Genomic DNA, 24,833 nt, shown 5'->3' with positions numbered 1-24,833 from the left:
TCATGCAGCAGCGTCTGGCTTCTGGGTCGTCGGCAGCCGCACGCTGAACACCACGCCGCGCTGCGTCTGCTTGGGATAGGCGTCTTCCAGGGTGACGCTGGCGCCGTGCTGGCGCGCGATTTCCTGCACGATGGGCAGGCCCAATCCGGAGCCATCGACATCGCTGCCGAGCACGCGGTAGAAGGGCTGGAAGATGTGTTCACGGTCTTCCTCGGCAATGCCGGGGCCGGAGTTTTCCACCTGCAGCACCAGCACGTGGCCAAACGGGTCGGCCAACAGGCGCACATTGATGATGCCTGGCGCACGGGGGCCTGAGGGCGTGTAGTTGATGGCGTTGTCCAGCAGGTTGCGTACCAGCTCGCCCAGCAAGGTGGCATTGCCGTTGACCCAGACTTCCGGGTCGTCCACCTGCATGCCTTCGTAGCCCATGTCGATGTGCTTGGCCAGCGCACGGTCTATGCCGTCGTGCATGGCATCCAGCACGATCTCTGCCATGTTGCAGGGCGTGCGCTGCAGCAGGGCGCCTGGGCCTTCGGCGCGTGCGAGCGAGAGCAATTGATTGACGGTGTGGGTGGCACGCATGCTCGAGCGCCCGATCTGCTGCAGCGACAGTTTCAGGTCTGTGGCGTTGGCATCGGCGCGCTGGGCCATCTCGGCCTGCATGCGCAGCCCCGCCAGGGGCGTCTTGAGCTGGTGGGCGGCATCGGCCAGAAAGCGCTTTTGCGTGGCCAGCGAGTCGTTCAGGCGCCCCAGCAGGTCGTTGACTGAGTCGACCAGCGGCACCACTTCCAGCGGAACATCCTTGTGGTGGATGGGCGAGAGGTCATCGGGCTTGCGCGCGCGGATGCGCTCCTCCAGTTGGTGCAGCGGCTTGATGCCGCGCGCCAGTGCCAGCCAGACCAGCAGCACCGCCAGCGGCAGGATGACGAACTGCGGCAGCATCACGCCTTTGATGATCTCGGTGGCCAGCACGCTGCGTTTCTCGCGCGTCTCGGCGACCTGGATCAGCGCCAGATTGGGCTCGGGCAGCGACAGGCGCACCCAGATCCAGGCGATTCGCACTTCCACGCCGCGCAACTCGGCATCGCGCAGCTGTACCAGGCCGACGGGGCGCTCCTGGTCGTCCTGGGGCGGGGGCAGTTCCGATTCGCCAGCCAGAAAACGTCCATTGGGCGCCGTTACCTGGTAGTACACGGCGTCCGAGTCATCGGCGCGCAGAATTTCGCTGGCGGGCTGGGGCAGATTGAAATAGGTCTGCCCACCATGCACACTCACCAGCTGTGCCAGAGCGTGGGCGTTGTACTCCAGCGCGCGGTCGAACGGCTTGTTGGCCAGGTTCTGCGCCACCAGCCAGGTCAGCGCGAGCGACACCGGCCACAGCAGCAGCAGCGGGGTGAGCATCCAGTCGAGGATCTCACCGAACAGGGAACGCTGCTCACCGCGAAACAGGGCCAAGGCAGTCCTTGTGGTCTAAAGTGCTGTCAGCGCCCATCTACAAAGCGCTGGCTGCTATGAAATGATGGTCAGGCCGCAGGCTGGATCTTTTCGAGGCAATAGCCCAGGCCGCGCACGGTGGCAATGCGTACCGGGCCCTTCTCGATTTTCTTGCGCAGGCGGTGGATGTACACCTCGATGGCATTGGTGCTGACTTCTTCTCCCCATTCACACAGGCGCTCGACCAACTGGTCCTTGCTGACGAGGCGGCCGCTGCGCTGCAGCAACACCTCCAGCAGGCCCAGCTCGCGCGCGGACAACTCCAGCATCCGGCCTTCCAGCGTGGCGACGCGCCCCGCCTGGTCGTATTCCAGCGGTCCGTGCTGGATCAGGGTGGTGCTCATGCCTGCGCTGCGGCGCGTGAGAGCCCGCACGCGCGCTTCCAGCTCCGACAGCGCAAAGGGCTTGGCCATGTAGTCGTCGGCCCCCAGATCAAGGCCTTGTACGCGCTCGTCCACGCTTTCGGCGGCGGTGAGAATCAGCACGGGTATCGCAGATCCGCGCGCGCGCAGCCTTTTGAGTACTTCCAGCCCGTGCATCTTGGGCAGGCCCAGGTCGAGGATCAGCAGGTCAAACTCGTTGTTGGCCATCAGTGCGGCATCGGCTTCGGTGCCAGTGGCCACGTGGTCCACCACAGCGCCCGAGTTGCGCAGACTGCGCAGCAGGCCGTCGGCCAGCACCTGGTCGTCTTCGGCAATCAGAATTCGCATGGGGTCTCCTGTTGGTATGCGCTGTGCGCTGTTTCGGTTGATTCTAGAGCCTGTTGATGCCGTGTATGGCGATTGGCCGGGCGTGGCGCTGTGCCTGCAGGTGAGCGAGCGTGCATGACCGCGTCACAAAAATGCCGCACGGCATCGCGTACCATGCGCGTACGCGTTTTCAGCCCCGGCATGGTGCCCTGGCGCACAGGCGTGTTCAACCAGACAGGGCAGAATGAAACGGGATACCCAGGTGTTGGGGTGGCGGTTGCGCCGCCGCCGGATAGCGGCGGTCATGGCCTTGCTGGCGCTGGTTGCGATCTGTCTGCACCTGAACACCATGCGCCTGCCCTGGCACGGTGCAATCGCAGCAGAGCGTGCTGCTCCGGCTGCGAACGCGCAGCTGGCGCGTTACCACGCAACAGAGCAGGCCAAACCGGTCATCGGCATTCGCGACAACCTCTCGGGTCTGACCTACAGCCCGCACACCCATACCCTCTTTGCCGTAATCAACCGCCCGCCCAGCGTGGCCGAGTTGAACACCAAGGGCGAACTGCTGCGCCTCATGCCCCTGGAAGGCGCCGATGACCCTGAAGGGGTTGCCCATATCGATGGCAACTGGTTCGCCATTGCGGACGAACGCCGCAACCGCATCCACTGGGTGGAGATCGTGCCGGAAGGCCGCAAGGTGGTGCTGAGCCAGACCCAGTCTCTGGCATTGGGCGATACGGAGATCAAGAACTTCGGAGTGGAAGGCCTGAGCTGGGACGGGCAGCGCCGGCAACTCGTTGCAGTGACGGAAAAATGGCCCATGCAGGTATTGCGCATCAGTCTGCCCGCCTTCGCTCCCGGTACTGGCGCTTCGCCCTCCGTGACTGTCAATTCGTGGGAGCCTGCCGACCCCACCGGTCTGCCCACCACCGATCTGGCGTCGGTTGAAGTCGATCCCCGCACGGGCAATCTGCTGCTGCTGGGAGAGGAGTCGTCGGTGCTGTACGAATACGACCGCAATGGCGATCTGGCCGGCCTGATGCCGCTGTGGGCAGGCGAAAGCGGGCTGGAGCGCACCATTCCCCAGCCTGAAGGCGTGGCCATGGATGGCTCTGGCGTGCTGTACCTGGTCTCTGAGCCGAATCTCTTCTATCGCTTCGAAAAACGGAGCTAATAGCGCTTGCTGGATAAGCGCTTCGGACTCATCCCGATTGCACTCCAACGCGGCTGCGTAGAGATCGTAAACACGCTCTTAGAGCCGCTTTTGATCAAAAAATCTGTTCATCGCTGCCGCAATACGCCTCCAGCCCCAGTTTCACCACCGTCGCCACTTCGTCGCCCACCTCGGTGCGGAACTCGGCCTCTGCCTGTGTTACTGCGCGCTCGAAAGCCTGCAGCCACAGCAGGCCGGAGCCGGTAAAGCGCACGATGCGGGCCCGTGCGTCACGCGGATCGCTCTCGCGCGTCACCAATCCCCAGGCTTCGCACTGATCCACCAGGTTGGCCATGGCCTGCTTGCTCATGCCAGCGCGCTCGGCCAGGTTGGTCAGGCGGTCACCGGCCAGCGCCAGGTGCCGGGTAATGTGGATATGGGCGGCGCTCACCTGGTCGCGCGCTGCCAGGTTCGACAGGGCAAGCGGTACCGCTTCGTCCTGTGCCATCAGCTGCAGCACGCGGGCATCGAAGCGGCGCATGGCATGGCCCAGAAGGCGGCCCAGGTGCGTCAGGCGCCAGCTGTCGTCAGGCAGGTGGGGAAGAAGAATGGGCATGGGTCCTTGAAAACAAAGGGCTTTTTCGCCAGATCACGTCGGTGTCGGTATTTTATATATAGTCAACTAAACTGACTAAAAAAATGATTTTATAAAATATACCAATCCCATAAACTACTGTTCAAGCATCCAGTCTGTATATGCAAACAGCTGGATAGAAATCCATACGACATGACTCTTAAACGCAAGGACAAATCCATGAACGCCACCGCTACCAAGCCAGAAGCCAATACCGAAAAAGCCAAAGCCCTGGCTGCGGCGCTTGCCCAGATCGAAAAGCAGTTCGGCAAGGGCACGATCATGAAGTTGGGAGAGGGCGAGGCGATTGAGGATATCCAGGTTGTCTCCACCGGCTCGCTGGGGCTCGACATTGCCCTGGGCGTAGGCGGCCTGCCGCGTGGCCGTGTGATCGAGATCTACGGCCCTGAATCGTCCGGCAAGACCACGCTGACGCTGCAGGTGATTGCCGAAATGCAAAAACTGGGCGGTACCTGTGCCTTCATCGACGCCGAGCACGCGCTCGATACCAGCTATGCGCAAAAGCTGGGCGTGAACCTGCCGGACATACTGATCAGCCAGCCCGATACCGGCGAGCAGGCGCTGGAGATCGTGGACAGCCTGGTGCGCTCGGGCGCCGTTGACCTGATCGTGGTGGACTCGGTCGCCGCCCTGACGCCCAAGGCTGAAATCGAAGGCGAAATGGGCGACCAGTTGCCCGGCCTGCAGGCGCGCCTGATGAGCCAGGCGCTGCGCAAGCTGACCGCCACCATCAAGAAGACCAACTGCACGGTCATCTTCATCAACCAGATCCGCATGAAGATCGGTGTGATGTTCGGCAGCCCCGAAACCACGACGGGCGGCAACGCGCTCAAGTTCTACGCCTCGGTGCGTCTCGATATCCGTCGCACCGGCACCATCAAGAAGGGTGACGAAGCCATCGGTAATGAAACCAAGGTGAAGGTTGTCAAGAACAAGGTTTCGCCTCCGTTCAAGACCGCCGAGTTCGACATCCTCTTTGGCGAAGGCATCTCGCGCGAAGGCGAAATCCTCGACATGGGCGTCAATGCCCGCATCATCGAGAAAAGCGGCGCCTGGTATGCCTACAACGGAGAGAAGATCGGCCAGGGCCGCGACAACTCGCGCGAATTCCTGCGCGAGAATCCCGACCTCGCCATCGAGATCGAGAACAAGGTGCGCGAAAGCCTGAACATCTCGCTGCGCCCCGCCGAAGACGGCGTGATCGCAGGCCCCGATGCCGATGGAGAGGCTGCCTGACCCGGGCTCGCCATCCATTGGATTCAGTAAAAATAGCTGTCTGCGCACAGTAGATGTGCGCGGGCAGCTATTTGTTTTATAGCAATTCGGGTGTCATTCGGAATGTCGTTTGCCAAACTCTCCCTCCAAGGCCGCGCACTGCGCTATCTGGCGCAGCGCGAGCACTCGCGTGCCGAACTGGTGACCAAACTCAGCCCGCACCTGGAAGAGGGCGATGATCTGAATGCCGTGCTCGATGCGCTCGAAGCCAAGGGCTTCATCAGCGCCGAGCGACTGGTGGAGAGCGTGCTCCATACCAAGGCGGCGCGCTTCGGCGCCAATCGCGTGGCGCAGGAGTTGCGCCACAAGGGTGTGGATGCCGAGCTGATTGCCGACGCCATGGATCGCCTGCGGGGCACCGAGCTGCAGCGGGCCTGCGAAGTCTGGCGGCGCCGCTTTGGCGAGCAGCCTTCCACGCCGCAGGAGCGGGCAAAACAGATGCGTTTTCTGGCCAGCCGCGGTTTTGGCGGAGAGGTGGTGCGCAAGGTGCTGGATGGAGCCGGGGAAGAGGGCCTGTAGCGTAGCCATGCCGAACAGGCATATCTGCTAGCCGCTCGAAGGCAGTGCTCAGCAGCATCGATTTTGGCCACAGTGTGGGCTCTACAGGAGACTTCACATGCAAAGACGACAGTTTGTCAGCGCCCTGCTGGCATTGGGAGCCATGCCGTTGGCGGCAGGTGCCCAGCCATCATTTTCTTCCAAGCCCATCCGCATCATGGTGCCCTTCGGCCCGGGAGGCGTAGCCGACCTCACCGTGCGCATCGTGGCGCAGAAAATGACCGAGCTGCTCGGCGGCCAGCCCATCATCGTGGACAACAAGCCGGGTGCGGGCGGCGTGGTGGCTGCCGAGCAGGTGGTGCGAGCCGCGCCCGATGGCCTTACGCTGCTGCTCATGTCGAATGCCAACGCGGTTGCAGAGGGGCTGTTCAAGTCGCTTTCGTACAACGCGGCCAAGGACTTTGCACCGATCTCCACGCTGGGCTATTTTGATCTGGCCGTGCTGGTGCCGCAGGACAGTCCGATCCGTTCGCTGCAGGATCTCGTCGCCCAGGCCAAGGCGCGGCCTGGCAAGCTCAATATCGGCACCATCAATATGGGCAGCACGCAGCACCTGGCGGCAGAGCTGCTCAAGACCACGCTGGGCATCGATGTGCAGATCGTGCCTTTCAATGGCTCGCCCGCCGTGCTCAACGCGCTGCGTGGCAAGCAGGTGGATGCGGCCGTTGAAATTCTCGCGCCGGTGATGGCACAGGTCAGCAGCAAGGTACTGCGGGCACTGGCCGTCATGGGTGACAAGCGCGCGGCCGGGCTGCCGCAGGTTCCCACCGTGGCCGAGAGCGATGCGGCGGCCAAGGGCTTCAGCGTGGCCTCGTGGAATGCGCTGGCCGCGCCGGCAAAGACGCCTCAGGCCGTCATCGCGCGGCTCAGCCAGGCGGCGAATGCGGCGCTGGCCTTGCCCGACGTGAAGCAACGCCTGCAAGACCTGGGTGTTGAGGCGCGGGGCAGCACCGCCGAGCAGCAGGCGGCGCTGTTGAACAGCGAAATCCAGCGCTGGGGTGCCGTGATCCAGCGTGCCGGCATTCCAAAGCAGTAAGGGCCTACCCATGCAAACTTCATTTTCTGCATATGCCGCCGCCGTGGCCCTGGTGGCTGGCGGCACCATGGCTGTTCATGCGCCTACCCGGGCTGCCGACGGCAGCAGCGTGCAGCTGTACGGCCTGGTGGATGCCTATGTCGGCTCCATGCGGCGCAGCGACCAGTTGGCCCGCACCCTGGTGGTCAACAGCAATGGCATGACCACGTCCTACTGGGGCCTGCGCGGCAGCGAAGACCTCGGAGGCGGTCTCAAGGCCTTGTTCACGCTGGAGAGCTTTTTTCAGACCGACAGCGGATCGAACGGACGCAACAGCGCCGATCCTTTTCTGTCGCGCAACGCCTGGGTAGGGCTTGCGGGCGGTTTTGGGCAAGTGACTGCCGGGCGGCAGACCAACCGGCTGTTCGTGGCCAGCGGCCAGTTCGATCCATTCGGCGGCTCGCTGCAGTTCTCTCCCATCATGCTCCAGACCTGGCAGGTGGCATACGACCGCGCGGTGCTGGGCGACAGCGTGTGGAACAACACCGTGCAATACACATCGCCGACCATCGGTGGTTTTCGTGCCGATGTTTCCTATGGCTTTGGAGAACAGGCAAGCGACCACGGCCGCAGCAACAAAAGCCTGGCCATCAACTATGCACAAGGGCCGTTCGCGGCAGCGTTGGTTGCGCAAACCGTGCAGTACGGGCCGGGGCTGGATGGCACCGGCATCACCCGCCAGACAGCGGTTCTGGCGGCCGCCTCCTACGATCTGGGCATGGCCAAGGTCTATGGCCAGTGGCAGCGGGCGCGCACGCCTGATCTGGGCACCAGGGCCAACACTGCCCAGCTGGGCGTGGGGATTCCAGTGGGCGCGGCAGGCAGATTCATGGCCTCGGTGGCGCGCACCCGGCGCGATGCTTCCAATGCCGACGATAGCCGCCGCACCAACTGGGCGGTGGGCTATGACCACCAGCTGTCGCGGCGCACCGACCTGTATGCCATCTACCTGAGCGACAAGCTCTCGGGTCATGGTGTGGAGGGCAGCATCGGGGCGGGCATACGCCACCGTTTCTGAACCGCATTCAAGCCTTGTTGCGGCGCGATGGCGCAGACGACTCTGGCCGGGCGCCTGCAATGCCGTGGTGCCGAAGGAGTCGTGTCAGCTTGCGGGATTTCGGCGTGCGCGCCCTTGCCTGTTCCCCAGCGCACGCCTTGCAGGGCTGCACTAGGCGACAATGGCGCCATGACCCTCTCTGAGCAACCACGCAATCCTCTCCATGGCATGACGCTGGAGCGCATCCTGAACGAGCTGGTGGATTACTTCGGCTGGCCGGGGCTTGGGGCGCGCATTTCGGTGCGCTGCTTTACGCTCGACCCCAGCATCACCTCCAGCCTGAAGTTTCTGCGCAAGACGCCTTGGGCCCGCGAGAAGGTGGAGAGTCTCTACCTGTTCATGCTGCGCGAGCAAAAGCGCAACGAGCGCGACTGAGCAGGCTCGCCGTGCAGTTCCTTGCTGCATGCATCAAAAGCATCGGTGACATATGGCAGTATTGCGCCAATCGCTATTATTAATATAGCTAATTGCGCCCTCGTCACCCCATCGAATTCGTAGCTGAGCGTGTGAGCGTCTGGCCGGGGAGGCGTTGCCATATGCACATCTGGACGCGATCCGTACGTGCTGGTTACCCCGTGTTTGCGCGAACGGTATTACCCTGTAGTTTGGTTGCGGCGGGCGCGCAAGGGGTCCGCCAGATCAATCAGACCCTGCAGGAGACTTTTGCATGACTCCCAAAAACACCATATGCCTATGGTACCAGGGCGACGCCCTGGAGGCAGCGCGTTTTTACGCGCAGACTTTTCCTGACAGCACGGTGGGCCAGATCCACCGCGCACCCGGCGACTACCCCGATGGCAAGCAGGGTGACGTGCTGGTGGTGGAATTCACCGTTGCCGGTATCCCGTGCATCGGGCTCAACGGCGGGCCGCATTTTCAGCACAACGAATCGTTTTCGTTCCAGATCGCCACCGACGACCAGGAAGAGACAGACCGGCTGTGGAACGCGGTTGTGAGCAATGGCGGGCAGGAGAGTGCCTGCGGCTGGTGCAAGGATCGCTGGGGCATCTCGTGGCAGATCACCCCGCGTGCCCTCACGCAGGGCGTTTTCAATGCCGACCCTGCCACGGCGCAGCGCGTATTTGCCGCCATGATGACCATGACCAAGATCGATATCGCGGCCATCGAAGCTGCCCGCAAGGGGGCGTGAGGCCGGGCCTCTGACCAGACGAGGAGCAAAGGCCCAACTGGTGGATCGGCCGATTTTTGCTGCATTGCCATCCATGCTTCTTCTATGATGTCTGCAGCGGCGCCATTTGCCGCAGGCAACCGGGAGACCAGCCAAGATGGCAGAACAAGTACCAAAAGGGGCAGTGGGCTCCGCACTGCGCACGGGTGCAAGCGCAGGCATGTCGATGGTGGGCGGAATCGCACTGGGCGTGGCGCTCGCCTTTGCATTGGGCTTGCTCAGCACCATCTATTACCTGGTGCTCTGGAGCAGCGCCAAGGCGACATTGCCCGCTGATGCGCTGGGGGCCGGGCCTGTGGTGGTTCTGGTCTTGCTGGCGCTCACCATCCCCGCCTATTTTTTCACGGGCATGAATCTGGGCCGTGGCATGGCGCTGGCCAAGCTGGTGCGCCGTTATGGCCCGGCATTGGCGCAGCCCCTGGCCGATCAACTGGCAACCCGGATAGAAGCGCTGCCTGCGGCGCACCGCACCTTCCATCGCGGCGCGGATGTGTTTTCGGCAGAGGCAGCGGTGGAGAAAATCAAACCTCTGGTGGGGGACGGTGCGGTCGTGCGCAAGGTCGTCGGAATGCTGATGGACCGGTTGCCACTGTCCGAGTTGATGCAGGAGTGGGGCGAGACCCGTGCGGCCCATGGCGGTGGAGAGGCGCTGCCAGGCGATCCAGCGCTGCGCAGCTTTCTGGCCACTCGTATTCAGCAGACATTGGACGGCATGGCGTCGCCCGCCCTGACATGGCTGGGCGCATTGCTGGCCGTGCACGCCGTCGTCTTTGGCGCAGGCCTGTGGTTGCTGCGCGGCTGACCGCCGCAGATGCTCAACGACTGGCCAGGCGCTGGATGCCCAGCAGCACCAGCGCGCCGCCAGCGAGGCCGTTGACTGCCCGCTCCATGCGTAGGTAGCCACGGCGCAGTGCCGCATTTCCGAACACCCAGGTGATCCCCAGGTGATCCCCAGGTGCCAGCCCAGCGACAGGCAGGTAACCAGCAGCACGGTTGCCACATGGAACCAGGCTGGCGCATGCAAGGGAACAAGCGCGGCAAACGCACTGGTCCAGAACGCTGCCCCCTTGGGGTTGGTGACCCCTGTCAACAGCCCGGACCGGTAAGCCGCCATGCGTGAAGCAAGGCGCGGCGTTTGCGCGACGGTGCCAGATTCGGCATTGCGGCGTGAGCGGACCGCGGACCGCAGCAGCCCCGCCCCGTACCAGACCAGATAAGCCGCCCCCGCCACCCGCACACCGGTTGCCAGCCACGGGTGCTGCGCCAGCAGGGTGGACAGGCCCGCGAGCGCCAGCACCACCCAGAAGATGGAGCCGGTGGTGAGGCCCAGCACCACAAAACGCGCCGCCATGTGCTCCCCTTGCAGCGCCAGCTGGCTCAGGATGAAGAAATTGGGGCCAGGGCTGGCAAGCACGGCCAGGTAGATGCCGGCAATGGTTAGCAGCGAAACAAGATAGGACATGGTGCGCGGGAAGAGCAATGGGTGGGGGACGGACGCCTGTCTGTGATTGTGGTGCCGAACCGGTGTTGCGCTGATGCTGGTTTTGCAGCGCTGTGATGCGCCGTGGATTGCCGTGGTGCGTATCGCGCGGCGCAAAGCATGTGGCTGCAACCAACCTATGGTTTCTCCCCGGTTTGACAAATCGGTGACAGTTCACGCGCCAGGCGTGGCCGGATGATGCATTTCGCAAGAATTTATATCTATAACTTCATTGCGAATATTTATAAAAATGCATCCAGGCATTGTTGATATCGGTCGGGCGAGGAAGGTTGGTCAACGGTGCCGACGCACCATTTTTGGAGAAGCATAGAGCATGATGAAAACGCACATCTACAGCAGATCTCCATTGTTCTACGCCATGTCGGCAGCCTTGTTGCTGACCGCATGCGGAGGCAGTGGTTCCAGCGACGACGGTGGTGAAACACCCGCTACCCCCAAGCCCACCACCATTGTGGATGGGGTTCCCGCCATTGATCCGTTGATCGCGTCGGCTTCGCAAAAGTTGATGGCCGACAAAAAGATCCAGGACATCATGGCCGAGCTGAACACGGCGGCCAGCGAAAAGCAGCGCTACAACCAGCACATGGAGCTGGTGCGCATTGCTTCACCATCGCGCTACGAAAACCGCATGGCCCAGGAGGTGCACCGCCGTTTCGTGAACGATTGGGGCTTTGCGGCCAGCGAAGTGAAAACCCGCGCTGACGGCAATCTGCCCGGCTCGGACGTGCAGATCGTCGATGGCCTGCCGGTGTACAACGCCTGCGTGGAAATCAAGGGCAGCTATTCCGGCAGCCCAGGCGCCAAGTCATACAAGGGCCAGTATCCCAAGGTGCTGATCGAGTCGCACATCGACGTGGTCAACCCCGAGGTGCTGCCGCCCGAGGACAAGAAATACCAGCCGATTAAGCTGCAGCCGATCACCGACCCCGTGGTGACGACCCCTGCGCAACTGGCTGCGATCAAGACGGAACTGGCCTTCGACGCCAATGGACGTATCGTCGAAGACGACAACTATGCGCGTTCGAGCAAATGGTTTGCGACGCAGGACGAAGCCAAGGCCGGTGGCGGTGTGCGGATGTATGTGCCGGGCTACTCGGATGCGATGGGCAACACCACCAACGTGTTCACCATGGCGCGCATGTTCAAGAAATACGGCATCAAGCCGGTGTATGACGTGTGGCTGTGCGGCACGGCAGGCGAAGAGGGCAAGGGCAATCTGGCCGGCATGAAGCAGCTGTATGGCTTCGAGCAGGACCTGGGCACCGGATCGAACCCGCTGAACTTCGTTGCCAACTTCGGCTCGGAAGGCGGCGGCACGGTGAACTTCACCGGCAGCTACCGCTTCGAGATGAAATTCAAGGCGCCAGCCACACCGGGCGCAGGCCCAAGCGCTGTCGAAGCCATGGCTTCCACCATTGCCAAGATTGCCGACCTGAAGACGCCTTCGGAGGAGCGCAGTGGCGCCCTCAAGACCACGTACACCGTGGGCCAGGCCAGCTGCGAAGCGCCCGCTGCCGGCAGCGATGTGGTGCCCAGCTGCTCCTTGCTGGTGGACATGCGCTCGGAGCGCACCGACACCTTGAACGAGATGCGTGCCAAGATCGAACCCACCTTCAAGGCGGGCATGACGGCGGAGAACACCCGTTACAGCAAGGCCGATGGCTCACCCGAAGCGGTGTCCATCGAGCAGGTCTGGTACGGCCTGCGTCCTGCGTTCGTCAATGGCAACACCGCCAACATCGCGCTGCAGGTGGGCTGGCAGGCTGCCCAGTCGGTGGGTGTGGACAACACCGGCAAGGTGCCTTCGGGCTCGACCAGCCTGAACGACAACGTGCCTGCCAACACCGGGGTGCCCACCTACAACTGGTCGCTCGCATCGGATGTGGCGGGCGGTGGCGGCCACGCGTTCTGGGAATGGGGCACGCGCGGCGATCCCAAGCGCGAAGCCAAGCGTATCCAGCGCGCCATGATGGCGGTGTTGATGGCCTCGGGCTACAACCTCTCCGATGGCACGGTCATCACGCCAGCGCTCGACCCGATCGGCGTGCGCACCCGTGAAGTCAAGTAAGCCACCCGCAGGAGTCAACACCATGAAGAAAACCATTTCCACCCTGTTTCTGGTCGCATCCGCGTGGGGCACCGGTATGGCGCAGGCACAGACCATTGTGGCGGAGTTCCAGGGCCCCGGTGGCCACAGCAGCGGCAACTATGGCCGCACGAGCGCGCTGCATGCCGCTGCGCGCGCCATGATGGAGTTCCAGAAGTCCGGCTTGCCGGCGGGCAGCTATTCGGTCTCCGAGCTGACAGGCGGCAACTCGGTCAACTCGATCGCATCGGACGGCAAGTTCGTCGTCAAGCTCAATGCCCAGTCGGGTGTGAGCGAGAGCGATCTGCTGGCCAAGGTGACCGCAGCCGCCAAGGCCGGTACCGATGCGGAAAACGCGTTCCGCAACGTCAAGCCGGGCGATCTGACCGCAGGTGCGCCAGCGGATATCCGCTACAGCGTGACCCAACCGTAAGCTGCGCCGCAGGCAGCAAAAAAGGGGAGCACTCGCTCCCCTTTTCTCATCTTTGATAGCACCTGCCGCTTTACAGGTGGGCGCTGAAGACTGATTTCGCTTGAATCTATAGGCGCTGCGCCAGAGTCTTGCCTTCCTGGGACATGGCACGCAGATGGCGTTCAACACGCAGGAAGACGACGATCATCATCAGGAACACGAACGACCACAGCAGCACGGTGAACACCAGCAGGTTGCTGGGTTCGAGCAGGCGCTCCAGCCAGCCCGGCGTTGCAGCCTGCGCATCACTCTCGCCCGCCTTGGTGCTGAACACCATGTTGTAGTTGAGCAGCAGGTTGCTCACCACGATGGATGCGGTCTGCTTGCTGATGCCCGCCTGCACCTGCGGATCGGCCAGCAAGGTCTTGAGAGCGGCTGGCGCGCCCAGTACAAATGCGCGTCCTGCGTCGTAGTTGTAGCTGGTGATGATGCTGCGCGTCTGGTTCAGCAGGGCCTCGCCGATGCTGGTGGGCTGGGGTTGCCAGCCATCGCCGTCAGCCGCCTCGATGGCAGCGGCGGCTGCCGTGGCTGCGTCAACCGCTGCGGTGTCCAGGTCCGCGCGCTCCTTGGCCTGCATGGCCGTCACCAGGGCGGGCAGAGCCTGCACCGGCGCCAGGCCCCGCTCGTTGTTGTCATCTTCCAGCTTCTTGCGCTGCGCGGGGTTGCGCTCGATGGCGGCGCGCACCAGAGCATCCACTTCTGCAAAGGCGGCAACGACCGCCGTATCGGCCGCCAGCTTGCCATCGTTGAGGGTCTGGCTGGCATCGCCATAGCCGAAGTCGGAATAGGTGATCTTCTTGAGTTCTTCGTCGCTGATCTTGAGCGCTGCCCAGTCACGGTCCTTGTGGGCCTCCTCCATTGCGGTATCAGGCTTGGGTTTGCGCACGGCCTCCCAGCTCCACAAGGCAAAGTTGAACAAGGTGAACAGCACCAGGATCACCATCACCAGGCGCATCAGATACAGCAGGCCGCTCTCTATTTTTCCGAGCATCGATTCCATCCCCCATGGGTTATGCAAAACCCGCGAGTGTGCCATGTGGCCATGACACGATGGAGGTTGCCGCTCGTCTCTGTGGTTACTGTTTGTTGCGAGGCTGGCGGGTGCACCACCAGCAGATCAGCGAGCCCAGAGTGACCAGGGCCACACCTTGCCAGAAGCTCCAGCCCGGTTGCACCTGCAGCCACACCGTACCCACCAGGGCTGACAGCACGGGGGTGAAGTACGAGCCCACCGCCATCACCGTGAGATTGCCGTGGCGGATACCGTAATCCCAGCAGCTGTAGCCCAGCGCCGTAAGACCGCTCAGCATGCCCAGTTGCAGCACCGCAGGTATAGACCACTGCAGAGCGCTTTCGGCGCTGATGGCATATTTGGCCCACAGCACCGCCGCCACCGCCCACAAGAAGGCGGGCAGGGCGTTGGCGCCATGCGCATACCGCTTGGAGAGCACCGAGTAGCAGGGCCAGAGCCAGGCCGCGGCAAAGGCCAGTCCATAGGCGAGCGGGTTGCTCTGCACATTGGCCCACACGCTGGCAATCGACAAGGCGCTGTCGCCCTTGAGTACCAGCACGATACCGGCCATGGCCAGCAGCACCCCGGGCACGAGGCCGATGCGAAAGCGCTGCAGGCCGAACACGGTGGCCAGCACGATGGTGAGGCTGGGCCAGAGGTAATTGATCATGCCCAGCTCCAGCGTCTGCGTGCGGTTGCTGGCAAAGCCGAGGGAGAGCGACAACGCTATCTCGTACAGCACGAACAGCAGGCCGCAGCCCCACAGATAGGCGGGGTGCATCTTGCGCAGCTGTACCGTGCGCGGCATGCCAAAGCGCAAGGTCACCAGCAACGCGCTTGCCGTGAAGACGGAGGCAGCGCCACCAATCGGCCCCAGGTGTTCGGCCACGCTGCGAAACAGCCCTACCGACGTCGACCAGCACAGCACGGCTGAAAGCCCTACCAGGGTGGCGCGAGGATGGGTGCTGGGGGCGGAGGGCGAGGAGGCGTCGGAAGGCATCGGAACAGGCAGAAGCAGAAGGCGCCTTGCATGGTAGCGGCAAAGCACGGGGCCTGTCTGTCGCCTGCCGTATTCCGAGCCGCTAACATAACCCTTGATACGTCGTTGCTTCGCCTTGTCGTACTTTTGTACTGTCTGCGGCTTCGCGCCTCGTCTCAACCGCAAATCTACGATTTGCTGGGTTATGTTAGCGGCTCTAAGGGTAAATCAGCCGCTTGCGCTTGATTGGGCAGCGCAAGCAGCTATCAAAATAATAGTGTCAGCCGGCAATATGGCTGCCAAAGGCCAGTGCGGCAAACAGGGTGGCGACAATCACCAGCACAGCAAAGGCGATGAGGCCACGGTTTTCGCTGCGTTCGGCGGCTGCCAGCTCTTGGGCCGTAGGCACATGATTGGGTCGGGTGTAGTCCATGCTGAATCTCCAAAGCGTTGCAGCCGCACGCCGTGCAGCTGCCCAGTGGCTAGACTATAAAAGCTCGCCGTCCGCTTGTGGTGCAGCAAATCTAGGTGTTTTACCTGTATACAGAATCTGCATGCAATGTGCGCGGACAGATATGCCCTCGCATGTGCTGACGCCCCCGATTCCTGTTGCGTAGACGGTTTGCGCGATCAGCAGTGTTGAAGGGAACAGTGCGCGCCCGGCGAGCAATGGCCAATCGCCGCAAAAGCTGCGCGCACAGTCGATCTGCTCTACAGACTGCGCGTGCGGTCGCCGGTGGACAGCGCGTGCATTGGGTGGCGCAAGGTAGGGTCGAACGGGTTGATCTGGCTGCTGAGCGCTCTGGCTTCGCGCAGCAGCATGTCGCGTACGGCTGGCAGGCGTTCGTCGTTCAGGCGGGCCGTGTGTGTGCCGATGGACAGCGCAGCCACCACATGGCCATTGCGGTCGAATACCGGTGCTGCCAGGCCTGCCATGCCTTCGAGCAGACCGGAGTTTCTGGCTGTGTAGCCCTGGCTCAGCGCTCTGTTGATTTCCGTGCGCATGTACACCTCGTCGTACACGTTGTAGTGCTGGATGCGCGGCAGGTTGTAGCGCAGCACCTCTTCGCGCTCGGCGTCGGGCAGGTTGGCCAGAATGACGAGTGAGCCCTGGCCGACGCCCAGTGGAATGCGGCCGCCAATGTCGCCCGTGAAGGTGCGGATGGGGAACTGGCCTTCGATCCGGTCCAGACACACCGCATCAAAACCGGAGCGCACCATCAGGATCACCGTGTCGCTCAGGCTGGCAGACAGGCGCAGCAGCACGGGCCGCGCGAGGCTGCGCAGATCCTGTACACCGCCAGCAAGCGCCGCCAGCGAGAACAGATCAAGGCCCAGCCGGTACAGCTTGTGCTGCTGGTCCTGCTCCACCACGCCTTCCTGCACCAGGCCTTGCAGCAATCGGTGGGTGGTGGCCTGGGTCAGGCCGATTTCCTTGGCCAGGTGGGTCACACGCACGCCTTCCTTCTGGTGCGCGGCCAGCGCGCGCAGCACCACAAAGCTGCGATGCAGGGTGCCGCGCTGGTGGCTGGCGGTGTCTTCGTTGTCGTGGTCCATGATGTACGCGGAATAAAACAATGAGTTTTTCGATTTTTATTCCGTTTAACGGAATAAATCAAATTTATCTTCCATTATTAGTATTTATACCGTGTCTCTGCCTGGCCTGCATTCCGAAAATTGGCGAATTCTTGAAAACATCGTCCATGCCTACGCGTTGACCAACAGGGCTGCTGTGCATGCCACCGAGGTGATCCCCATGAGCTTTTTACGTCTTCACCAAATCTCCAAACAGTACGGCACCACACGCGTGGTCAGCGGCTTCAATCTGGAGGTGAGCAAGGGTGAATTTGTCTCGCTGCTCGGCCCGTCGGGCTGCGGCAAGACCACCACCTTGCAGATGATTGCGGGTTTTGTGGATGTGAGCGAAGGCCGTATCGAGCTGGATGGCCGCGACATCACCCGGGCCAAGGCCAACGAGCGCGGCCTGGGCATCGTGTTCCAGACCTATGCCCTTTTCCCCCACATGACGGTGCGCCAGAACGTGGAATTTGGCCTGGAGATGCGCAAGGTGGCCCAGCCCGAGCGCAGCGAACGCGCCAGCGACGCGCTAGCCCTGGTGCACCTGGCGCAGTACGCCGACCGCTACCCGCGGGAGCTGTCCGGCGGCCAGCGCCAGCGCGTGGCCCTGGCGCGTGCGTTGGTGATCAAGCCGCCGGTGCTGCTGCTGGATGAGCCGCTGTCGAACCTGGATGCCAAGCTGCGTGAGGAAATGCAGTTCGAGCTGCGCGAGATCCAGCGCAAGGTTGGCACCACCACCATCATGGTCACCCACGACCAGAGCGAAGCCATGTCGATCAGCGACCGGGTGGTGGTGATGGAGGCGGGCCGCATCACGCAGGTGGATACGCCGCATACGGTGTACGAGCACCCGCATAACGCCTTCATCTCCACCTTTGTGGGCAAGGCCAACCTGCTGCAGGCCACGGTGCAGCCGATGCCCTCGGCACAGGGCGGAGCCGTGGCCCAGGTGGGCGGGGTGGCGATCGAGGTGGTGGGCACGGGAGCGCTGCCTGCCAGTGGCGCGCCCGTGTTGCTGGGCCTGCGCCCGGAGAAAATCCTGCTGTCCGCGATTGACGCTGGCCGCGTGCAAGGCCAGGTGCGCGAGCGTTTCTTTCTGGGCAATACCTGGATGTACACCGTGGAGTGTCCGCTGGGCACGCTCACCGTCACCGCCGCCAACGACGGCAGCGAGCCGCATGGGGTGGGCAGCACGGTGGGCATGGCCTGGTGCGACAGCAATGTGCGCGTGATTGCCGGTGAAGGAGTGGCCGCATGAGCCGCCCTGCCGTAACCATGGCGCAAGGCGCCCCGATGCCCGGGCGGCGCAACTGGGCCCCCTGGGGCATGAGCGCACCAGCCCTGCTGCTGTTTGCCGTGATGCTGGTGGTGCCGCTGATCCTGACGACCATTCTGTCGTTCAACGTCTACAACGCCGACAGCGGTCCGGTGGCCGGTACGTTCACCATCGAGCACTATGTGCATATCGTCACCGACAGCTACTACTACGAGATTTTCTGGCGCACGCTGTGGATCTCTGCTGTGGTCACCGTGATCTGTATTGCCATCGGCGCGCCCGAGGCCTACATCCTGAGCAAGATGCGCGCACCCTGGCGCTCCATCTTTCTGCTGATCATCCTGGCGCCGCTGCTCATCTCCGTGGTGGTGCGCGCCTTTGGCTGGAGCATGCTGCTGGGCCCGGAGGGGTTGATCAACACCGTGTTCAAGGCCGTCGGAATCGGCAGCGTGAAACTGCTCTACAACGAGACCGCCATCGTGATTGCGCTGGTGCATGTGATGCTGCCCTTCATGGTGATCCCGGTGTGGACTTCGCTGCAAAAGCTCGACCCTTCGGTGGAAAGCGCCTCGCTGTCGCTGGGGGCATCGCACGCCACTACCTTGCGCCGCGTGGTGTTCCCGCAGGTTCTGCCCGGCATTCTGTCGGGCAGCCTGATCGTGTTTGGTCTGGCGGCCAGCTCGTTTGCCATCCCGGGCCTTCTGGGCGGGCGCCGGGTCAAGATGGTCGCCACCCTCATCTATGACGAATACCTGCACGAGCTGAACTGGCCCCTGGGCGCGGCCATCGCCTTTGTGCTGCTGGCTGCCAATCTGGTCATCATGCTGGGCTGGAACCGCATGGTCGAAGGCCGCTACCGCAAGACGCTGGGCTGAATGGCGAGGTAACACACAATGCAAAAAAACGGACCCATTGCCCTCATCTTCAACGCGCTGGTCATCACCTTCATGCTGGCGCCGCTGGTCATCGTCTGCCTGGTGGCGTTCACCCCGGAAGAAACGCTGACGATCCCTACCACCAGCTTCTCGCTGCGCTGGTTCGACCAGGTGCTGCACCATCCGGATTTCGTGCAATCGTTCTGGAACAGCCTGGGTCTGGCCGTATCTGCGGCATCGATTTCCACAGCCCTGGCGGTACCCGCTGCAATAGCGCTGGTGCGCTACGAGATTCCGGGTCGCGGCGCGCTGCAGGCGCTGTTTCTCTCGCCGCTGATCATTCCACACCTGGTGCTGGGCGTGGCCATGCTGCGCATGTTCTCGCTGGTGGGCGGGCAGGGCAGCTTTGGCTGGCTGATCTTTGCGCACGCACTGGTGGTGATGCCCTACACCATGCGCCTGGTGATGGCTGCGCTGATCGGCTTTGACCGCAGTGCCGAGCAGGCTGCATATTCGCTGGGGGCAAGCAATGCCACCGTGTTCAAGCGCATCACCCTGCCAATGATCCTGCCGGGCATCACCGGCGGCTGGCTGCTGGCTTTCATCAACAGCTTTGACGAGCTGACGATGTCGATCTTTGTCATATCACCCAGCACGGTCACCTTGCCGGTGCGCATGTACATGTATGCCACCGAGTCGCTCGACCCGATGATGGCTGCCGTTTCGGCACTGATCGTGTTCATCACGCTGGGCTTGATGCTGCTGCTCGACAAAGTTTATGGCCTGGATCGCATTCTGATTGGCAAGCACTGATGGCACACGTAAAAACCGACAGCAACGCAGCCCAGTTGCAACGGCTCAAGGAGCAGGGCCGCGCGCCCGTGGCCTTTATGCTCAACGGCCAACCTGCTCAGGCCCTGCAGGGCGATACGGTGCTGACCGCCGTGCTGACGCAATCGGCACAACTGCGCACCCACGAGTTCGCGGGAACGCCGCGCGCGGGCTTTTGCATGATGGGTGCCTGCCAGGACTGCTGGGTCACCCTGGGAGGCACTGACGCGGGCCGCAAGGTGCGCGCCTGCTCCACAGCGTTGCAGGCGGGCATGCAGGTGTGCACCACGTCTGGTGCCGTTGCCACGGCTGCACTGGTGGAGGTGCAGCCATGATCGGCAGCGATTTCTACCTGGACGACCCGCGCCCGGCCGATGGCGCGGCCGTGATCGTGGGTGCTGGCCCTGCCGGTATCCGTGCCGCCCAGACCCTGCTTGCCCACGGCGTGCGGCCTGTCGTCATCGACGAAGCGCCCAAGGCCGGTGGCCAGATCTACCGCCGCCAGCCCGACGGTTTTGCCCGCACGCCCAAGGATTTGTACGGTTTTGAGGCGGGCCGCGCCACCGCCTTGCACCAGACCTTTGACAGCCTGCGTGCAGACATCGACTACCGGCCTGACACCCTGGTATGGAACGCGCAGGGCCACACGCTGGACCTGCTGCACACCGCCAGCCGCACGGCAGACACCGTGCGCTGGCGCGATGTGATCGTGGCCACCGGCGCCACCGATCGCGTGCTGCCAATCCCCGGTTGGACACTGCCTGGCGTCTACACCTTGGGCGGTGCCCAGGTCGCACTCAAATACCAGGGCTGCGCCATTGGCGACGCGGTGGTGTTTGCCGGCACCGGGCCGCTGCTGTACCTCGTGGCCTACCAGTACGCCAAGGCGGGCGGCAAGGTGTGTGCGGTGCTGGATACCGCGCCCGCTGCGCAACGTTACAAGGCAGCTCCCGCCATGCTGGCGCAACCGGCGGTGACTGCCAAAGGCGTGTACTACGTGAGCTGGCTGATGCTCCACAACGTACCCGTGCACCATGGCGTGCAACTGCTGCGGGCAGAGGGCGGGGCGGAGGATGAGCGCGTGCAGGCCCTGGTGTGGAAAGATGCGCAAGGCGCGGAGCAGCGCACGGCCTGCAGCGCCGTCGGCCTGGGCTACGCATTGCGCCCCGAGACGCAACTGCCGGACCTGCTGGGCTGCGAGTTTGCCTTCGCGCCGCTGCACCGCTGCCATGTACCGCAGACCGATGCAGACCGCCGCAGTTCAATACCCGGTGTGTATCTGGCTGGCGACGGCGCAGGCATCATGGGGGCGGATGCTGCCGAGATGTCGGGCGAACTGGCTGCCTTGGCACTGCTGCAGGATCGCGGTATCCAAATTGATGCTTCGCGTGCCTCCCTCCTGCGCCAGCAGCTCCTGAAAACAGAGCGTTTTCGGCAGGCACTGGAAGTGGCCTTCCCGTTTCCCGAGGATTGGGCCGCGCGCGCGAGCGATGATCTGGTGGTGTGCCGCTGCGAAAACATCACCGCAGGCGAGATGCGCAGCACGGCCGCTGCCAATGCGAATGGCGATATCAACCGCATCAAGGCGCTGTGCCGCGTGGGCATGGGGCGTTGCCAGGGGCGCATGTGCGGTGTGGCGGCGACCGAGATTCTGGCCGATGCGTTGCAGGTGCCGGTAGAGAACGTCGGCCGCATCCGTGGCCAGGCGCCGATCAAGCCCCTGCCGCTGGACATGACCGTGGCTGCCACTGCACAGGAGGCTGCCCATGGTTAAGCATCTGGCCACCGAGGTGGTGGTGATAGGCGGCGGCATCATGGGCGCAAGCACCGCACTGTTTTTGCGTCAGCGCGGCGTCAACGTGGTGATGCTGGAGCGCGACCTGTGCGGCTCGCGTTCAAGCGGCGTCAACTTTGGCGGCGTGCGCCGCCAGGGCAGGTCACTCGCCATGCTGCCGCTGTCGCAGCGCTCGCATGCGTTGTGGGGACGGCTGACCGAGTTGATCGGCACCGAGGCCGAGTACGAGCGCTCGGGCCATTTCAAGATTGCGCGCTCGGATGCAGACATGGAGTCGCTCGTGCGCTACGCCGAGATGACGCGCGACTGCGGCCTGGGCCTGCAGCTGCTCGATGGGGTAGAGCTGAAAAAGCGCTTTCCCGTAGGCGGCACGCAGGTGGTGGGCGGCTCGTTCTGCCCTGAAGACGGCCAGGCCAACCCGCGCCTGCTGGCGCCTGCCTTTGCTGCCGCTGCGCGCCGCGCAGGCGCGCAGGTGCTGGAACACACACCGGTACAGGCGGTGGAGCACAACGGTCAGCGCTTTGTGGTGCGCGCGCCGGGGCTGGAGATCAAGGCCAACATCGTGGTCAACGCGGCTGGCGCCTGGGCGGGCCAGTTTGCAGAGCAGTGCGGCGAGCCGGTGCCCATGCGCATCCGCCCGCCCGCCATGGGCGTGACGGAGCCATTGCCGCATTTTCTGCACTGGAGCCTGGGCGTGGAGGGCGGCAGCATCTATTGCCGCCAGGTGCGCCGTGGCAACGTGGTGTTTGGCGGCGGCCCGGGCCTGGTGCTGGACGACACCCGCGCCCGCAACCGCGCCACCACCATCTGGGAACAGCTGCCGCAATTGGTGGCGCTCTTGCCGCAGCTCAAGAACGCACAACTGATCCGCACCTGGAGCGGCAACGAGGGCGCGCTGCCCGACCATGAGCCCATCATCGGCGCCAGCAGCCGCATTGCAGGCCTCTACCATGCCTTCGGCTTTGCGGGCGGGGGCTTCCAGCTCGGCCCCGGCGTGGGTGAGGTGATGGCCGAGCTGATTGCGCAGGGCCGCAGCAGCACGCCGATTGACGCTTTCCGTATCGACCGATTCTTGCAACCTGCTTCCGCTGGCGAAGCCTCTTCTCCCACCCCCGAAAGGAAAATCGCATGACGACAAAGACAACCAAGACCTCTCCGCTGCGCGGTGCCATTCGGGCGACAGCCCTGGTGGCGGCGGTGGCTGCAATAGGAGCAGCGCACGCACAGACCAAGACCATCTACATCGGCATGAATGGCGGCAACATGGAGCGCACGTACTCGCAGTTCGTCTTCCCGCCGTTTGAAAAGGCCAACAATGTGAAGGTGGTGGTGGTGCCTGGTACCTCGACCGATATCCTCGCCAAGGCACAGGCCAGCAAGGACAAGGCCCAGATGCAGGTAATGACCCTGGACGACGGCGTGATGTACCGCGCCATCGGCATGGGCCTGTGCGAAAAGCTCAAGCCGTCGGCCAACATCAATGACATTCCGGCCATTGCCAAGATCAAGGACAGCGCGGTAGGCCTGTCAATGGGGCTGACGGGCCTGGCCTACAACACCAAGATGTTTGCTGAAAAGGGCTGGGCAGCGCCCACCTCCTGGGGCGATCTGGCCGACCCCAAGCTCAAGGGCAAGGTGGTGGTGCAATCCATGCCCGCATCGTCCTTCGGCCTGCATGCCTTCCTGATGTTCAACCGCCTGAAGGGTGGCAACGAGAAGAATGTGGACCCGGCATTCAAGGCCTGGCCCACCACCATCGGCCCGAACGTGGTGGAATACATTCCCAATTCGTCCAAGGTGGTCGAGATGATGCAGGCCGGTGATGCGGCCATCTTCCCCTACACCCTGACGCAGGCCGAGCTGATGAAGTCCAAGGGCATTCCGATGGAGTACGTGGCACCCAAGGAAGGCGCGGTGGTGCTGATGACGGCCATGTGCGTGCTCAGCAACAACCCCGAATCGGAGTTGGCGCACAAGCTGCAGGACTACCTGGTGAGCCCCGAAGCCCAGGCCCTGGCCATGGAAAACGGCAGCTACAACCCGGTGACGCCTAAAGCCAAGCTGCAAGGCAAGGCCGCTGAAGAGCAGAACAAGATGAACGCCATCCTGAAAAATGCAGTGGCGGTGGATTGGGACGTGATCAACGCCGACCGTCCTGAGTGGAACAAGCGCTGGAACCGGACGGTGGAGCGCTGAGGCACTGCGGTCTTTCAAAGGCACAAAAAACAAAAGCGACCGCGGGTCGCTTTTGTTTTGATAGCTACTGGCAATTGTCTTTGTTATGTTTCAGGCATTTTGATGCTTGAAAACTATGAAAAGCAAGCGCTTTGCGCTATGTTTTTACATGCCGAGCATCAGCTTGAGGTTCTGCACCGCAGCGCCGCTGGCACCCTTGCCCAGATTGTCGAGGCGAGCAATCACCACGGCCTGGCGCAACTGCTCATTGCCGAACACGCGAATCTCCAGGTTGTTGGTGCCCGCCAGCGTATCAGCGGCCAGCTTGTTGTCGTCCGTGGGGGGGAGCACCTTCACCCATTGTTCCGCCTGGTTGGTCTTGGCGTAGTGAGCCGCCAGCGCATCGTGCAGATCGCTCATCAGCGGTTTGGTGGGCAGCTCTTCGAGGTGCAGGGGCAACTGCACCAGCATGCCTTGCGCAAAATTGCTGACAGCCGGAATGAACACCGGGCGGCGCGTCATGCCGGTGTACTTCAGGATTTCAGGGATGTGCTTGTGCGTCAGGCCCAGCGCATAGGCCTCGTAAGGAGCGGCGGTGTCGGCCTCGTAGGCCTCAATCATGGTGCGGCCGCCGCCGCTGTAGCCAGAAACCGAAGGCAGCGCGAGCGCTGCATCGGGCGCGATCAGGCCCGCATCAACCAGCGGGCGCAGGATGGCAATGGCGCCCGTGGCATAGCAGCCAGGGTTGGAGACGCGCTTTGCCCCTTGCACGGCTGCCTTCTGGCTGGCGCTCAATTCAGGAAAGCCATACACCCATGCATCATTGGTACGGTGCGCGGTGGAGGCATCAATGATCTTGATGGTGCGCCCGGTTTCCTGCTCGATGGCATCCACCATGGCAGCGGTTTCCTTGGCGGCGTCATCGTGCAGGCACAGGATGACGAGATCGACACCAGCAATCAGCGTCCGCTTGGCCGCAGGGTCCTTGCGCAACTCGGGCGCAATGCTTACCAACTCCACGCCTGGCATGTCCACCAGGCGCTCGCGAATCTGCAACCCGGTGGTGCCAGCTTCGCCGTCGATAAACACTTTTGCCATTGCCATAACT

Annotated in this window: 25 protein-coding genes and 1 pseudogene; 17 read left to right on the top strand and 9 right to left on the bottom strand. The window is 63.0% G+C overall.

Annotated features, from left to right (window positions below; all coding sequences use genetic code 11):
* Together LAD35_RS19755 and LAD35_RS19750 are read right to left on the bottom strand one after the other, a co-directional pair.
* Positions 1-1,455, bottom strand: coding sequence for a sensor histidine kinase (locus LAD35_RS19755; RefSeq protein ID WP_224150627.1), 1,455 nt, complete (start codon positions 1,453-1,455; stop codon positions 1-3).
* 68 nt (positions 1,456-1,523) lie between these two features.
* The gene (locus tag LAD35_RS19750; RefSeq protein WP_184704474.1) at positions 1,524-2,204 is read right to left on the bottom strand and encodes a response regulator; all 681 of its coding nucleotides are present in this window, start codon (positions 2,202-2,204) and stop codon (positions 1,524-1,526) included.
* 223 nt (positions 2,205-2,427) lie between these two features.
* Here LAD35_RS19750 and LAD35_RS19745 point away from each other — a divergent pair, with 223 nt between their 5' ends.
* Entirely contained in the window at positions 2,428-3,357 is a 930-nt protein-coding gene (locus LAD35_RS19745) for an SdiA-regulated domain-containing protein (protein WP_224150626.1), read from the top strand.
* Positions 3,358-3,451: 94 nt separating this feature from the next.
* Here LAD35_RS19745 and LAD35_RS19740 read toward each other — a convergent pair whose 3' ends face one another.
* Positions 3,452-3,952: a MarR family winged helix-turn-helix transcriptional regulator gene (locus tag LAD35_RS19740; protein WP_224150625.1), complete on the bottom strand. Its 501-nt coding sequence runs from the start codon at positions 3,950-3,952 to the stop codon at positions 3,452-3,454.
* 198 nt (positions 3,953-4,150) lie between these two features.
* On the opposite strand from LAD35_RS19740, the gene recA reads away from it, so the two are divergent.
* From recA to LAD35_RS19705, 7 genes are all read left to right on the top strand, one after another.
* Complete coding sequence (recA, locus tag LAD35_RS19735; RefSeq protein ID WP_224150624.1) at positions 4,151-5,227, top strand: recombinase RecA; 1,077 nt, start codon at positions 4,151-4,153, stop codon at positions 5,225-5,227.
* Positions 5,228-5,329: 102 nt separating this feature from the next.
* Positions 5,330-5,785: a recombination regulator RecX gene (gene recX, locus LAD35_RS19730; protein WP_224150623.1), complete on the top strand. Its 456-nt coding sequence runs from the start codon at positions 5,330-5,332 to the stop codon at positions 5,783-5,785.
* 97 nt (positions 5,786-5,882) lie between these two features.
* A complete protein-coding gene (locus LAD35_RS19725) occupies positions 5,883-6,860 on the top strand; it encodes a Bug family tripartite tricarboxylate transporter substrate binding protein (protein WP_224150622.1) in 978 nt (325 codons plus the stop codon).
* Positions 6,861-6,870: 10 nt separating this feature from the next.
* Complete coding sequence (locus LAD35_RS19720) at positions 6,871-7,917, top strand: porin (RefSeq protein WP_224150621.1); 1,047 nt, start codon at positions 6,871-6,873, stop codon at positions 7,915-7,917.
* A gap of 168 nt (positions 7,918-8,085) precedes the next feature.
* Positions 8,086-8,331, top strand: coding sequence for a VF530 family protein (locus tag LAD35_RS19715; protein ID WP_224150620.1), 246 nt, complete (start codon positions 8,086-8,088; stop codon positions 8,329-8,331).
* A 292-nt stretch (positions 8,332-8,623) separates the two neighbouring features.
* A complete protein-coding gene (locus LAD35_RS19710; protein WP_224150619.1) occupies positions 8,624-9,106 on the top strand; it encodes a VOC family protein in 483 nt (160 codons plus the stop codon).
* Positions 9,107-9,242: 136 nt separating this feature from the next.
* A complete protein-coding gene (locus LAD35_RS19705; RefSeq protein ID WP_224152871.1) occupies positions 9,243-9,947 on the top strand; it encodes a hypothetical protein in 705 nt (234 codons plus the stop codon).
* A gap of 213 nt (positions 9,948-10,160) precedes the next feature.
* Here the strand turns inward: LAD35_RS19705 and LAD35_RS22460 are convergent.
* Positions 10,161-10,607 (bottom strand): annotated as a pseudogene (locus tag LAD35_RS22460) (LysE family transporter); the annotation flags it as partial.
* 352 nt (positions 10,608-10,959) lie between these two features.
* Here LAD35_RS22460 and LAD35_RS19695 point away from each other — a divergent pair.
* Together LAD35_RS19695 and LAD35_RS19690 are read left to right on the top strand one after the other, a co-directional pair.
* Positions 10,960-12,714, top strand: coding sequence for a zinc-binding metallopeptidase family protein (locus LAD35_RS19695; RefSeq protein WP_224150618.1), 1,755 nt, complete (start codon positions 10,960-10,962; stop codon positions 12,712-12,714).
* Between the two features lie 22 nt (positions 12,715-12,736).
* Entirely contained in the window at positions 12,737-13,165 is a 429-nt protein-coding gene (locus LAD35_RS19690; protein WP_224150617.1) for a peptidase dimerization domain-containing protein, read from the top strand.
* A gap of 106 nt (positions 13,166-13,271) precedes the next feature.
* On the opposite strand, the gene LAD35_RS19685 is transcribed toward LAD35_RS19690, so the two are convergent.
* The 4 genes from LAD35_RS19685 to LAD35_RS19670 all read right to left on the bottom strand — a co-directional run bounded on the left by LAD35_RS19685 (position 13,272) and on the right by LAD35_RS19670 (position 16,752).
* Positions 13,272-14,195, bottom strand: a complete 924-nt coding sequence (locus LAD35_RS19685) for a hypothetical protein (RefSeq protein ID WP_224150616.1) — start codon at positions 14,193-14,195, stop codon at positions 13,272-13,274.
* An 85-nt stretch (positions 14,196-14,280) separates the two neighbouring features.
* Positions 14,281-15,216: an aromatic amino acid DMT transporter YddG gene (gene yddG, locus LAD35_RS19680; RefSeq protein WP_224150615.1), complete on the bottom strand. Its 936-nt coding sequence runs from the start codon at positions 15,214-15,216 to the stop codon at positions 14,281-14,283.
* A gap of 259 nt (positions 15,217-15,475) precedes the next feature.
* A complete protein-coding gene (locus LAD35_RS19675; protein ID WP_224150614.1) occupies positions 15,476-15,628 on the bottom strand; it encodes a hypothetical protein in 153 nt (50 codons plus the stop codon).
* Positions 15,629-15,906: 278 nt separating this feature from the next.
* Positions 15,907-16,752: an IclR family transcriptional regulator gene (locus LAD35_RS19670; protein WP_224150613.1), complete on the bottom strand. Its 846-nt coding sequence runs from the start codon at positions 16,750-16,752 to the stop codon at positions 15,907-15,909.
* Between the two features lie 199 nt (positions 16,753-16,951).
* On the opposite strand from LAD35_RS19670, the gene LAD35_RS19665 reads away from it, so the two are divergent.
* The 7 genes from LAD35_RS19665 to LAD35_RS19635 are packed head-to-tail and all read left to right on the top strand — an operon-like array spanning position 16,952 to position 23,746.
* Positions 16,952-18,031 (top strand): ABC transporter ATP-binding protein, encoded by a 1,080-nt coding sequence (locus tag LAD35_RS19665; protein WP_224150612.1) that lies wholly within the window; start codon positions 16,952-16,954, stop codon positions 18,029-18,031.
* A gap of 35 nt (positions 18,032-18,066) precedes the next feature.
* On the top strand, positions 18,067-18,924 hold the full coding sequence (locus tag LAD35_RS19660) for an ABC transporter permease (protein WP_224152830.1): 858 nt from the start codon (positions 18,067-18,069) through the stop codon (positions 18,922-18,924).
* A gap of 18 nt (positions 18,925-18,942) precedes the next feature.
* Complete coding sequence (locus LAD35_RS19655) at positions 18,943-19,737, top strand: ABC transporter permease (protein ID WP_184704438.1); 795 nt, start codon at positions 18,943-18,945, stop codon at positions 19,735-19,737.
* The gene (locus LAD35_RS19650; protein WP_224150611.1) at positions 19,737-20,090 is read left to right on the top strand and encodes a (2Fe-2S)-binding protein; all 354 of its coding nucleotides are present in this window, start codon (positions 19,737-19,739) and stop codon (positions 20,088-20,090) included. Before LAD35_RS19655 ends, LAD35_RS19650 begins: the two co-directional genes overlap by 1 nt.
* Positions 20,087-21,529, top strand: a complete 1,443-nt coding sequence (locus LAD35_RS19645; RefSeq protein WP_224150610.1) for an FAD/NAD(P)-dependent oxidoreductase — start codon at positions 20,087-20,089, stop codon at positions 21,527-21,529. Before LAD35_RS19650 ends, LAD35_RS19645 begins: the two co-directional genes overlap by 4 nt.
* Positions 21,522-22,682 carry an NAD(P)/FAD-dependent oxidoreductase gene (locus tag LAD35_RS19640; RefSeq protein WP_224150609.1) on the top strand — a complete coding sequence of 387 codons (1,161 nt, stop codon included), beginning with the start codon at positions 21,522-21,524 and terminating at the stop codon, positions 22,680-22,682. Before LAD35_RS19645 ends, LAD35_RS19640 begins: the two co-directional genes overlap by 8 nt.
* Positions 22,679-23,746: an ABC transporter substrate-binding protein gene (locus LAD35_RS19635; protein WP_224150608.1), complete on the top strand. Its 1,068-nt coding sequence runs from the start codon at positions 22,679-22,681 to the stop codon at positions 23,744-23,746. The genes LAD35_RS19640 and LAD35_RS19635 overlap by 4 nt, the downstream gene beginning before the upstream one ends.
* Positions 23,747-23,890: 144 nt before the next feature.
* On the opposite strand, the gene argC is transcribed toward LAD35_RS19635, so the two are convergent.
* Entirely contained in the window at positions 23,891-24,823 is a 933-nt protein-coding gene (gene argC, locus LAD35_RS19630) for an N-acetyl-gamma-glutamyl-phosphate reductase (protein WP_224150607.1), read from the bottom strand.
* Positions 24,824-24,833 lie beyond the last annotated feature (10 nt).

Origin of the sequence: Comamonas odontotermitis (assembly GCF_020080045.1) — a bacterium.
Taxonomy (GTDB): Bacteria; Pseudomonadota; Gammaproteobacteria; order Burkholderiales; family Burkholderiaceae_C; genus Comamonas; species Comamonas odontotermitis.
Note: the sequence above shows the minus strand (reverse complement) of the source record. Positions and strands in the feature narration are given on the sequence as shown.

What these genes read in the sequence shown, in the direction of transcription:
- LAD35_RS19725 (WP_224150622.1), top strand. Translation starts at nt 5,883, where the DNA reads ATGCAAAGACGACAGTTTGTCAGCGCCCTGCTGGCATTGGGAGCCATG.
- LAD35_RS19635 (WP_224150608.1), top strand. Translation starts at nt 22,679, where the DNA reads ATGACGACAAAGACAACCAAGACCTCTCCGCTGCGCGGTGCCATTCGG.
- LAD35_RS19710 (WP_224150619.1), top strand. Translation starts at nt 8,624, where the DNA reads ATGACTCCCAAAAACACCATATGCCTATGGTACCAGGGCGACGCCCTG.
- LAD35_RS19690 (WP_224150617.1), top strand. Translation starts at nt 12,737, where the DNA reads ATGAAGAAAACCATTTCCACCCTGTTTCTGGTCGCATCCGCGTGGGGC.
- LAD35_RS19740 (WP_224150625.1), bottom strand. Translation starts at nt 3,952, where the DNA reads ATGCCCATTCTTCTTCCCCACCTGCCTGACGACAGCTGGCGCCTGACG.
- recX (WP_224150623.1), top strand. Translation starts at nt 5,330, where the DNA reads ATGTCGTTTGCCAAACTCTCCCTCCAAGGCCGCGCACTGCGCTATCTG.
- LAD35_RS19685 (WP_224150616.1), bottom strand. Translation starts at nt 14,195, where the DNA reads ATGCTCGGAAAAATAGAGAGCGGCCTGCTGTATCTGATGCGCCTGGTG.
- LAD35_RS19720 (WP_224150621.1), top strand. Translation starts at nt 6,871, where the DNA reads ATGCAAACTTCATTTTCTGCATATGCCGCCGCCGTGGCCCTGGTGGCT.
- LAD35_RS19670 (WP_224150613.1), bottom strand. Translation starts at nt 16,752, where the DNA reads ATGGACCACGACAACGAAGACACCGCCAGCCACCAGCGCGGCACCCTG.
- LAD35_RS19750 (WP_184704474.1), bottom strand. Translation starts at nt 2,204, where the DNA reads ATGCGAATTCTGATTGCCGAAGACGACCAGGTGCTGGCCGACGGCCTG.
- LAD35_RS19655 (WP_184704438.1), top strand. Translation starts at nt 18,943, where the DNA reads ATGCAAAAAAACGGACCCATTGCCCTCATCTTCAACGCGCTGGTCATC.
- LAD35_RS19745 (WP_224150626.1), top strand. Translation starts at nt 2,428, where the DNA reads ATGAAACGGGATACCCAGGTGTTGGGGTGGCGGTTGCGCCGCCGCCGG.
- LAD35_RS19645 (WP_224150610.1), top strand. Translation starts at nt 20,087, where the DNA reads ATGATCGGCAGCGATTTCTACCTGGACGACCCGCGCCCGGCCGATGGC.
- LAD35_RS19660 (WP_224152830.1), top strand. Translation starts at nt 18,067, where the DNA reads ATGCCCGGGCGGCGCAACTGGGCCCCCTGGGGCATGAGCGCACCAGCC.
- recA (WP_224150624.1), top strand. Translation starts at nt 4,151, where the DNA reads ATGAACGCCACCGCTACCAAGCCAGAAGCCAATACCGAAAAAGCCAAA.
- argC (WP_224150607.1), bottom strand. Translation starts at nt 24,823, where the DNA reads ATGGCAAAAGTGTTTATCGACGGCGAAGCTGGCACCACCGGGTTGCAG.
- yddG (WP_224150615.1), bottom strand. Translation starts at nt 15,216, where the DNA reads ATGCCTTCCGACGCCTCCTCGCCCTCCGCCCCCAGCACCCATCCTCGC.
- LAD35_RS19695 (WP_224150618.1), top strand. Translation starts at nt 10,960, where the DNA reads ATGATGAAAACGCACATCTACAGCAGATCTCCATTGTTCTACGCCATG.
- LAD35_RS19715 (WP_224150620.1), top strand. Translation starts at nt 8,086, where the DNA reads ATGACCCTCTCTGAGCAACCACGCAATCCTCTCCATGGCATGACGCTG.
- LAD35_RS19650 (WP_224150611.1), top strand. Translation starts at nt 19,737, where the DNA reads ATGGCACACGTAAAAACCGACAGCAACGCAGCCCAGTTGCAACGGCTC.
- LAD35_RS19665 (WP_224150612.1), top strand. Translation starts at nt 16,952, where the DNA reads ATGAGCTTTTTACGTCTTCACCAAATCTCCAAACAGTACGGCACCACA.
- LAD35_RS19675 (WP_224150614.1), bottom strand. Translation starts at nt 15,628, where the DNA reads ATGGACTACACCCGACCCAATCATGTGCCTACGGCCCAAGAGCTGGCA.
- LAD35_RS19640 (WP_224150609.1), top strand. Translation starts at nt 21,522, where the DNA reads ATGGTTAAGCATCTGGCCACCGAGGTGGTGGTGATAGGCGGCGGCATC.
- LAD35_RS19705 (WP_224152871.1), top strand. Translation starts at nt 9,243, where the DNA reads ATGGCAGAACAAGTACCAAAAGGGGCAGTGGGCTCCGCACTGCGCACG.